At 68.9% G+C, this 9,327-nt stretch carries 10 protein-coding genes and 1 pseudogene; 6 read left to right on the forward strand and 5 right to left on the reverse strand.

Annotated elements, in window-relative coordinates; genetic code table 11:
• Window positions 1-760 (forward strand): FAD-dependent oxidoreductase (locus RMP08_RS10745; protein ID WP_310468996.1); only part of this gene is annotated, 760 nt, incomplete at its 5' end.
• Here RMP08_RS10745 and RMP08_RS10750 read toward each other — a convergent pair.
• Complete coding sequence (locus RMP08_RS10750; protein WP_310468997.1) at window positions 761-1,048, reverse strand: acyl carrier protein; 288 nt, start codon at window positions 1,046-1,048, stop codon at window positions 761-763.
• Window positions 1,049-1,122: 74 nt separating this feature from the next.
• On the opposite strand from RMP08_RS10750, the gene RMP08_RS10755 reads away from it, so the two are divergent.
• Both RMP08_RS10755 and RMP08_RS10760 read left to right on the forward strand, forming a co-directional pair.
• A complete protein-coding gene (locus RMP08_RS10755) occupies window positions 1,123-2,592 on the forward strand; it encodes an AMP-binding protein (protein WP_310468998.1) in 1,470 nt (489 codons plus the stop codon).
• Window positions 2,589-3,818, forward strand: a complete 1,230-nt coding sequence (locus RMP08_RS10760; RefSeq protein WP_310468999.1) for a pyridoxal-dependent decarboxylase, exosortase A system-associated — start codon at window positions 2,589-2,591, stop codon at window positions 3,816-3,818. Before RMP08_RS10755 ends, RMP08_RS10760 begins: the two co-directional genes overlap by 4 nt.
• On the opposite strand, the pseudogene truA reads toward RMP08_RS10760, so the two are convergent.
• Window positions 3,815-4,554: pseudogene (truA, locus tag RMP08_RS10765) on the reverse strand (tRNA pseudouridine(38-40) synthase TruA). The gene RMP08_RS10760 and the pseudogene truA overlap by 4 nt on opposite strands.
• On the reverse strand, window positions 4,551-5,450 hold the full coding sequence (gene fmt / locus RMP08_RS10770; protein ID WP_310469000.1) for a methionyl-tRNA formyltransferase: 900 nt from the start codon (window positions 5,448-5,450) through the stop codon (window positions 4,551-4,553). The pseudogene truA and the gene fmt overlap by 4 nt, the downstream one beginning before the upstream one ends.
• Window positions 5,451-5,595: 145 nt before the next feature.
• On the opposite strand from fmt, the gene recR reads away from it, so the two are divergent.
• Both recR and def read left to right on the forward strand, forming a co-directional pair.
• The gene (recR, locus tag RMP08_RS10775) at window positions 5,596-6,189 is read left to right on the forward strand and encodes a recombination mediator RecR (protein WP_310469001.1); all 594 of its coding nucleotides are present in this window, start codon (window positions 5,596-5,598) and stop codon (window positions 6,187-6,189) included.
• Window positions 6,190-6,313: 124 nt separating this feature from the next.
• On the forward strand, window positions 6,314-6,853 hold the full coding sequence (gene def, locus RMP08_RS10780; protein ID WP_310469002.1) for a peptide deformylase: 540 nt from the start codon (window positions 6,314-6,316) through the stop codon (window positions 6,851-6,853).
• A 137-nt stretch (window positions 6,854-6,990) separates the two neighbouring features.
• On the opposite strand, the gene RMP08_RS10785 is transcribed toward def, so the two are convergent.
• Window positions 6,991-7,380: a four-helix bundle copper-binding protein gene (locus RMP08_RS10785; protein ID WP_310469003.1), complete on the reverse strand. Its 390-nt coding sequence runs from the start codon at window positions 7,378-7,380 to the stop codon at window positions 6,991-6,993.
• A gap of 118 nt (window positions 7,381-7,498) precedes the next feature.
• On the opposite strand from RMP08_RS10785, the gene RMP08_RS10790 reads away from it, so the two are divergent.
• Complete coding sequence (locus RMP08_RS10790; protein ID WP_310469004.1) at window positions 7,499-8,827, forward strand: DNA recombination protein RmuC; 1,329 nt, start codon at window positions 7,499-7,501, stop codon at window positions 8,825-8,827.
• A gap of 213 nt (window positions 8,828-9,040) precedes the next feature.
• Here the strand turns inward: RMP08_RS10790 and RMP08_RS10795 are convergent.
• The coding region (locus RMP08_RS10795; protein ID WP_310469005.1) for an META domain-containing protein at window positions 9,041-9,327 on the reverse strand (287 nt) is incomplete at its 5' end.

A 9,327-nucleotide genomic window follows, 5' to 3' on the forward strand; every position in this document is an offset into this window, starting at 1 on the left:
GATCCACAGTCGCGATTCGCTACGCGCCGAACGCATCCTGCAGCAGCGGCTGTTCGCGCACCCGAACGTCAGCGTGCTGTGGAACAAGGAAGTGCGCGAATTCGTCGATGGCGGCGGGACCGCGGGGCTGGTGGCGCTCGATCTGGTCGATACCGTGACCGGCGAGCAGTCGCGGCTCGACGTGGAGGGCGGCTTCGTCGCGATCGGGCATCACCCGGCGACGGAGCTGTTCCGCGGGCATCTCGATCTCGACGACGACGGCTACATCGCGGTCGAGGAAGCCTTGTACATGACCAACCACACCCATGACGTCACGCTGATCCACCGCCGCGATTCCTTGCGTGCCGAAAAGATCCTCCAGGACCGCTTGTTCGCCAACCCGCACATCAAGGTGATCTGGAATTCGGAGGTCGCCGCGTTCGTCGGCGCCGGGGATCCCGAGGTGCTGGCGGGGCTCGACCTCAAGGACACCCGCACCGGGGACATCCGCCGCCTCGAGGTCGAGGGCGCGTTCGTCGCCATCGGCCACAGCCCGGCGACCGAATTGTTCGCCGGCAAGCTGACCCTCGATGGCGACGGCTATATCGAGGCCGAGCCGGGCTCGACCCGTACCAGCGTGCCCGGGGTGTTCGCGTGCGGCGACGTGATGGACAAGATTTACCGCCAGGCGGTGACCGCCGCCGGCACCGGCTGCATGGCCGCGCTCGACGCCGAGAAATTCCTCGCCGCCGAGGAATATGCGGCGATCGCCGCGGAGTAGTTAGGCGCGCACCATCCGCTCGGCGAACGCCAGCAGGCTGCCGAACGTCGCGAAATCTTCGGCCTCGACGTCGTCGTCCTCGATCAGCACCTCGAAGCGCTCCTCGAACGCGGTGAGGAAATTGGCCACCGCCATCGAATCGAACTCGGGCAGCGCGCCGAACAGGCCGCTGTCGGGCGTGAACCCGGCAACACGGCTCGGGGCCAGCCCGAGCGTGTCCGCGAGCAAGGCGCGCAATCCCGCCTCGACCGTCCCCGCGCCAAGCGCCTGCTGAGCCTTGTGCTGCACCGCCGCGCGCCTAGAGACTGCGCGCGGCGGGGGCAAGCTTTGCGCCGCGCGCCGCCGCGCGGTAGGCGGACGGGATGGCGGGCGACCCTGACCCAACACCGTATCCGCTCGACCACCTCGCGCGGCGCGGCGCGGACGATGCGCCGGCGCTGACCGCGAGCGGGGAAACGCTCGACTTTGCCGCGCTCGACGAGGCGGTCGGCCGCACCGCCGCGGCGTTGCTCGCCCATGGCCTCGCGCCCGGCGACCGCATGGCAAGCTGGATGGGCAAGACGCGGCTGGCCTGCGTGCTGCCGCTCGCCGCCGCCCGCGCCGGGCTGATCCACGTCCCGATCAACCCGCTGCTCAAGCGCGCTCAGGCGACCCATATCCTCGCCGACAGCGGCGCCCGGCTGCTGATCGCCAACCACGCGCGGCTGGATAGTCTCGACGATCCCGCCGGCGCGCGCACTATCGCGCTGGAGGAATGGACCGACGGCGACGAGGCGCTGCCGCCCTCCAGCCGCGATCCCGACGAGCTCGCCGCCTTGCTCTACACCTCGGGTTCGACCGGACGGCCCAAGGGGGTGATGCTGAGCCACGCCAATCTGTGGCTCGGCGCGGTCAGCGTCGCGCATTACCTTGCCCTGTCGCCGGCCGACCGGACGCTGGCGGTGCTCCCGCTGGCGTTCGACTATGGGCAAAACCAATTGCTCTCGGCGTGGGCCGCGGGCGCCCACGCGATCGCCTTCGATTTTCTGATGGCGCGCGATGTGGTCCGTGCCGTTCGGCGTCATGACGTCACCGTGCTGGCCGGGGTGCCGCCGCTGTGGCTTCAGCTGGCCGAAGCCGATTGGTCGGGCGGGGAAGGGGAGAGCCTGCGGACGCTGACCAACAGCGGCGGGCATTTGCCGCTGCCGCTGGTGCGCCGCTTGCGTGACCTGTTCCCACAGGCGAAGCTGCACCTGATGTACGGCCTGACCGAAGCCTTCCGCTCGACCAGCCTCGACCCCGCGTTGGTCGACGCCCACCCCGACAGCGTCGGCACCGCGATCCCGTTCGCCGACATCGCCGTGCTGCGCCCCGACGGCAGCGATGCCGGGCCGGGCGAGGAGGGCGAGTTGGTGCATCGCGGGCCGCTCGTCGCACAGGGCTATTGGAACGACCCCGAGCGGACGGCCGAGCGCTTCCGTGAGGGCGCCCTGTGGTCGGGGGACACCGTGGTGCGCGGCGCCGACGGCCTGATCCGCTTCCGCGGGCGCGACGATGCAATGATCAAGGTCAGCGGCAACCGCTTGAGCCCGACCGAAATCGAGGACGCGGCGCTGGCCAGCGGCGCGGTCAGCGAGGCGCTGGCGCTCGGCGTGCCCGACGCCCGGCTCGGCCAGGCGGTGGTGCTGGTGGCAGTGGCCAAGGGCGCCGACGCCGAGCAACGCCTGCGCGCCTATCTTGCCGCCGAACTTCCCGCTTACATGCAGCCCGCGCGGATCGCGTGGCGCGAGTCGCTGCCCTTGTCGCCCAATGGCAAGGTCGACCGCGCCGCGGTGGTGAAGGAGCTGGCATGAAAGGCATGGGGCCGATCCCCGCGGTTTTTTCGCCCGACGGCAGCCATCAGCTGAGCATCGGCGGGCGGCTCGCCGAGGAGCTGGTGGCGGAGGCCGGGGGCACGCCGCTGTTCGTCTATGACAACAACATCGTCGGCCTGCAGATCGCCCGCTTCCGGGCCGCGATGCCTGACGGCGTCGACCTGCATTATGCCGTGAAAGCAAACCCTTATCCGCCGTTGCTCGCCTTCATTGCGCGCTATGTCGATGGTTTCGACGTCGCCTCGGCGGGCGAGCTCGACCGGCTCGACGAGGCCGGGGTCGGCGATGTCCCGCTGAGCTTCGCCGGCCCGGGCAAGAGCGACGCCGAGCTGTTCCGCGCAATCGAGCTCGGCGCCACCATCAACCTCGAGAGCGAAAGCGAGGCGGGCCGCGCGCTGCGCCTCGCCGGCGAGCTCGGCATCCGCCCCAAGCTCGCCGTCCGCGTCAACCCGCCGTTCGCGATCCGCGGCGCGGGGATGAAGATGGGCGGGGCGGCGAGCCAGTTCGGCCTCGACCACGACCGCGCCGCCGATCTCGTTCGCGAGCTGGTCGCCGCCGGGGCCGACTGGCGCGGCCTGCACATCTACGCCGGCAGCCAGGTGCTCGACCTCGACGCCCTGGTCGAGGCGCAGCGCGCGACGGTCGCACTGGCGGCCGAGATTGCGGAAGCAGCCGGGGCCGAGCCGCCCAAAATCAATCTCGGCGGCGGGTTCGGCATTCCCTATTTCGCCGGCGACACCGAGCTCGACGTCGAAGCGCTCGGCCGCGCGCTCAATGAAATTCTGTGCAACGCGCCGCAAGTGCTTGCGCTGACCTGCTTTTCAATCGAGCTCGGGCGCTGGATGGTGGGTGAGGCGGGGGTCTATCTGACGCGTGTCATCGAGCGCAAGGAAAGCCGCGGCAAGACCTTCCTGGTGACCGACGGCGGGCTCCACCACATGCTCGCCGCCTCCGGAAATTTCGGCCAGCTGCTGCGCCGCAACTACCCCGTCGCGGTGGCCGGCCGGTTCGGCGCCGCGGCGGAGGAGGATGTCACCGTCACCGGCTGCCTGTGCACCCCGCTCGACCTCATCGCCGACGATGTCGCTTTGCCCCGCGCCGATGCCGGCGATTTGATCGCGGTGTTCTGCGCCGGCGCCTACGGCCTCAGCGCCAGCCCGCAGGCGTTCCTCAGCCAGACGGCGGCGCGGGAAGTCCTCGTTTAGGGATATACCGCCGCGACGAAATACAGCCCGTCGGGCGGTGCGTTCAGGCCGAGCGCGGCGCGGTCTTTCGCTGCCAGCGCCTGGGCAATGTCGTCCACAACCCATTGCCCACGGCCGACTAAGGCCAAACACCCGACCATCGATCGCACCTGGTGATGAAGAAAACTGCGCGCCGCGGCCTCGATGCGGATCTCGTCACCGTGGCGCGCGACCTCGAGCCGGTCGAGCGTCTTGACCGGGCTTTTCGACTGGCAATGCGCCGAGCGAAACGTCGTGAAATCATGGCGCCCGACGAGCAGCGCTGCGCCGGCCGCCATCGCCGCGACATCCATCTCCCCCGCGATGTGCCACACCTTGCCGCGCTCCACGGTGGCGGGGCGCGGCGATTGAGGATGCGGTAGCGGTAGCGCCGCCCGGTGCACGAAAAACGCGCGTGCCAGTCGTCGGGCACCGGCGCCACCTCGAGCACCGACACGGGCGCCGGCCGCACCAGCGCGTTGATCCCCTCGCGCAACCGGTGCGGGGTGACCTCACGCACGATGTCGACATGCGCCGCCATCGCCAGCGCGTGGACCCCGGCATCGGTGCGCCCGGCGCCGTGGACGGTCGCCGCCGCCCCGGTCATCCGCGCGATCGCCTCCTCCAGCGTGGCCTGCACGCTCGGCCCATGGTCCTGGCGCTGCCAGCCCATGAACGGCCCTCCGTCATATTCGACGATCAGCTTCCACCGCGTCACAGCAGCATTTTTCCAATGGGGATGGGGAACCCGCGCAACAGCTCGGCGGGGGTCATCGGCGAGCGCCCCGCGCGCTGGACCAGCAGGGGCCGGATCGCGCCGTCGCCGGCGGCGATGGTCAGTGCCTCGTCAAGCACATGCCCGGCCGTTCCGCCACCGTCCGCGAACTCCGCCGCGAGCAGCTTGATCCGCTCGCCGCCAACCTCGAACCACGCCCCCGGCGCCGGCGCAAACGCGCGCACCTGGCGCTCGATCTCCACCGCGCTCCGCCGCCAGTCGATCCGCGCCTCGGCCTTGGCGATCTTCGCCGCATAGGTCGCGCCGTCTTCGGGTTGCGGCTGAGGCGGAGTTGGGTCGGCAAGCCAGTCAAGCAAAGCGCCTGACCCAAGTTTCGCTAGTTCGTCCGTAGCTTGTCCGGTGTTTTTGCCGTCGATCGGAAGCTCTCGCTTGAGCAACATCGGCCCGGTATCGAGCCCCTCGTCCATTTGCATGATGGTCACTCCGGTGACCGCGTCGCCGGCGAGGATCGCGCGCTCGATCGGCGCCGCCCCGCGCCACCGCGGCAGCAGCGAGGCATGAACATTGATGCACCCCAGCCGCGGCGCCTCGAGGATCGGCGGCGGCAAGATCAGCCCGTACGCCGCGACCACCGCGACATCGGCCCCGAGCGCTGCGAACCGTGCCTGCTCCTCGCCATCGCGCAACGTCCGCGGGTGGCGCACCGCAATCCCCAGCGCCTCGGCTCGCAGCTGGACCGGCGTCGGCCGCTCCCCCTTGCCGCGCCCCGCCGGACGCGGCGGCTGGCAGTACGCGACCACCACCTCGTGCCCCGCCGCGACCAGCGCATCGAGGATCGTCACCGCGAATTCGGGGCTGCCCATGAAGACTATTTGCAAAACAAATCCGTTCGCCCTGAGCCTGTCGAAGCCTGTCCTGAGCGGCCTGCCAAGGCAAGCCGAAGGGGGCTGTCCTTCTACTTGCCGGCGCCGAAAGGAAAAGCAGTCCTTCGACAAGCTCAGGACGAACGGTTTATGGGGGCCCATGGCTAGTCAGGAAATCGAGGCATTGGCGCAGGCGCTGGCGCGGCTGCCGGGGCTGGGGCCGCGCTCGGCGCGGCGCGCGGTGCTGCACCTGATGAAGCGCCGCCAGACTTCGCTCGATCCGCTTCTGGCGGCACTGCAATCGGTGTCCGAGCGGCTGTCGACCTGCTCCACCTGCGGCAACCTCGACACCGCCGACCCGTGCACTATCTGCCGCGACCCGCGCCGCGACGACAAGAGCCTGTGCGTGGTCGAGGAAGTCGCCGACCTGTGGGCGCTCGACCGCTCGCGGCTGTTCCCCGGGCGCTACCACGTGCTCGGCGGGCGTTTGTCGGCGCTCGACGGGGTGCGCCCCGAGGACCTCGCCATCGACAGCCTGGTAGCGCGCGTCGCCGCCGGCGGCATCGACGAGGTGGTGCTGGCGATGAACGCCACATTGGAGGGCCAGACCACCGCCCACTACCTCGCCGAGCGGCTCGAGACCTTCCCCATCCGCCTCACCCAGCTCGCCCACGGCCTCCCCGTCGGCGGCGAGCTCGACTATCTCGACGAAGGCACGCTCGCCCAGGCGCTCAGGGCGCGGCGGCCGGTCTAACTTCCCCTCCCGCCGGCGGGAGGGGATTGAGGGAAGGGCCTGTCTGCTTCAGCCAATGCCCTCAACAGGCCCTCCCCCAGCCCCTCCCTTGAAAGGGAGGGGGGCAAAGGACTAAATCATCCCCATGGCCCTGCTTCCCATCGTCGAAGTCCCCGATCCGCGCCTGCGCCAGATTTCCGCGCCCGTCGAAACCGTCGACGACGACATCCGCGCGCTGATCCGCGACATGTTCGAGACGATGTACCACGCCCCCGGCATCGGCCTCGCCGCGATCCAGGTCGGCGTGCCCAAGCGCGTGCTGGTGATGGATTTGCAGGAGCCGGCGGAAGAAGGCGGCGAGCCGGTCAAGGAGCCGCGGGTGTTCATCAACCCCGAGATCGTCACCTACAGCGATGACGACGTGCCCTACACCGAGGGCTGCCTGTCGGTGCCCGACCAATATGCCGAGGTCGAGCGCCCCGACCGCATCCGCGCCCGCTGGCTCGACGAACACGGGAAGCAGCACGAGGAGGAGCTCGACGGTCTGCTCGCGGTGTGCCTGCAGCACGAGATGGATCATCTCGAGGGCATCTTGTTCATCGACCATCTGTCGCGGCTCAAGCGCGAAATGGTCCTCAAGAAGCTCGCCAAGATGCGCAAGGAGCGCGGTTTAAGGGCGGCGTAGAGGACATTCCTCCCCACGTTTTCGTGGGGAGGGGGACCATTAGCCGAAGAGCTAATGGTGGAGGGGTACTGGCGCGGGGTGGAGTACCCCTCCACCAGCTGCGCTGATCCCCCTCCCCGAGAAATCTCGGGGAGGAATTAATTCAGCGACGCCGCCGCCTTCCTGCAATCCTCGGCGCACTCGCGGCACATGATCGCGCACAATTTGCAATGCTCATGGTCGTGCTTGTCGCACTCCGCCGCGCACGAATCGCACACCCGCGCGCACAGCTCGAGCATCTCGCGCAGCACGGTGTCGTTGGACCCCGTCCGCCGCAAACCCAGCCGCGCCGTCGCCTCGCACACGTCGGCGCAGTCCGAGCAGGCGCGGATGCACTGCGCCATGTCCATTTTCTCCGCCGCGCAGGCGTCGGCGCAGGACAGGCACATCTTGGCGCAATACATCGCGTGGTGGACGGCATCGCCGAGCGGCTGGTTGACGTGGCCCTGGATCGACGGGTGCAGCGAGATCATCTTGCGAATGGACATTGGCGCTCCTTTTGTGGCGGCGACCATCGGCCAACCGGCGCGGCTTGCCAAGCTTCCACTTGAGCGGGCGGCCGCCACGGTCTAAGTTCGCTTTTCGTTCCACTTGTGGAGTCTGCCGATGGAGCCGGTGATTGCAGTCGTGCTGGCGCTCGCCGCATTGGTCGTCGGGCTCGCGCTCGGCTGGTTCGCCGCATCGCGCGGGGCGGGGCAGGGCAGCGCGCGCGCCGAGCAATTGCAGGCCTTGCTCGATGCCGTCACCGCCGAGCGCGACGAGGCGTTGCGGGCCAAGGCCGTGCTCGACGCCGACGTGCGCAATTTCGACGCGCGCATGGCCGACCTGCAAAAATCACGCGACCAGTTGATCATCCAGTTTCGCGAGATCGGCGACCAGTTGCTCGAGAAAGCGCACAAGGATTTCCTCGCCAAGGCCGACGACCGCCTGGCCAAAGCCGACAAGGAGCAATCGACCAAGTTGCAGTCGCTGCTCCAGCCGGTCGAGGCCACGCTCAAGCGCTACGAGGAAGGCCTCCAGCGCGTCGAGAAGGAGCGCGTCGACCATTATGCCGGGCTGCGCGAGGCGGTCGAGCTGGTCCGTACCGGCCAGGGCCAGGTGCGCGACGAGACGCGCAACCTGGTCAACGCGCTGCGCTCGTCGCCCAAGGCGCGCGGGCGGTGGGGCGAGCAGAGCCTCAAGAACGTCCTCGAGCAGGCCGGCCTCAGCCCCTACGCCGATTTCCGCACCGAGGTGTCGGTCGACGGAGAGGACGGCAAGTTGCGTCCCGACGTGGTCGTCCGCCTGCCCGGCGGGCGGCAATTGATCATCGACGCCAAATGCTCGTTGAACGCCTATCTCGACGCCTGCGACGAGGTCGACGACGACAAGCGCGCGGCCTGTTTCCGCGCCCATGTCGCGTCGATCCGCACCCACGCCCAGCAATTGGGCTCCAAGGCCTATTGGGCGCAGTTCGACGACAGCGTCGAATATGTCGTGATGTTCGTCCCCGGCGAGCATTTCCTCAACGCCGCGCTCGAGCTCGATCCGGGGCTGTGGGAATGGGCGATGGACCGCAAGGTGCTGCTCGCGACGCCGACCAATTTGGTCGTCATCGCCCGCACCGCCGCCCATTACTGGGAGCAGCATGGGCGCAACGCGGCGGCCGAGGAAATTGCCCGGCTGGCCAAGGAATTGCACGCGCGGCTGGCGACCATGGCCGAGCACATCGTGCGCATGGGCAAGAATCTGCAGACGGCGAACATGGCCTACAACCAGATGGTCGGGAGCTTCGAGAGCCAGGTGCTGACCCAGGCGCGGCGCTTCGAGGGGCTTGGCGCGGGCAGCTCGAAGGAGGTGCCGGTGCTGCCGATGGTCGAAGCCAGCCCGCGCCCGCTGACCAAGCTCGCGCCGGCGGTCGCCGAACAAGACTCGCCGCACCTTGCCGCGGAGTAAACGATAACCAATTCGGTTCTTTTGCTTGCAATGTAGGATTTCGCTTGAGAGAGTCGCGACTCGGGGGTGGCTGTTTCGAACGGTCGGGACCAGGCGGCGGCAGCGGGTCGGCCTGCTGATCGGAGCGCGCGCGAAAATGCTCCCCAAGTGACGAACTATGCGAAGTTGACGACCCCCCGAATCGACCCCCCTCCAGTCAACTTCGCCCCGGGCTCAGGGCAGCGGATCCAGCGCGATCGCGCCGGCGGCGTTGGTCAGGCCCATGCGGTCGTTGCTGGTGAAGCTGACCTGCATCGGCCGCGACAGGATGGCGGAGCCCTGGCTTTCGAATGTCCCCGCCGGCTCCGGGCAGCCCATCAGCGTCTGGGCCAGGTCGCTCACGGTCAGGGTGCCGCCAACCATCCGGTAGCGCCCACCCAGCGAATTGCAGCCGAAGCGGGCGCCAACACCTCCGCTGCGGTCGAAGCGCACCGCATAGTCGCCGATTGCGGGGGTCGCCC

Source organism: Sphingomonas sp. (assembly GCF_031426035.1).
Classification (GTDB): domain Bacteria; phylum Pseudomonadota; class Alphaproteobacteria; order Sphingomonadales; family Sphingomonadaceae; genus Sphingomicrobium.

Bases quoted from the DNA above. Each gene is read 5' to 3' on its own strand.
- RMP08_RS10755 (WP_310468998.1), top strand. From the start codon at position 1,123: ATGGCGGGCGACCCTGACCCAACACCGTATCCGCTCGACCACCTCGCG.
- RMP08_RS10760 (WP_310468999.1), top strand. From the start codon at position 2,589: ATGAAAGGCATGGGGCCGATCCCCGCGGTTTTTTCGCCCGACGGCAGC.
- recR (WP_310469001.1), top strand. From the start codon at position 5,596: ATGGCTAGTCAGGAAATCGAGGCATTGGCGCAGGCGCTGGCGCGGCTG.
- def (WP_310469002.1), top strand. From the start codon at position 6,314: ATGGCCCTGCTTCCCATCGTCGAAGTCCCCGATCCGCGCCTGCGCCAG.
- RMP08_RS10785 (WP_310469003.1), bottom strand. From the start codon at position 7,380: ATGTCCATTCGCAAGATGATCTCGCTGCACCCGTCGATCCAGGGCCAC.
- RMP08_RS10790 (WP_310469004.1), top strand. From the start codon at position 7,499: ATGGAGCCGGTGATTGCAGTCGTGCTGGCGCTCGCCGCATTGGTCGTC.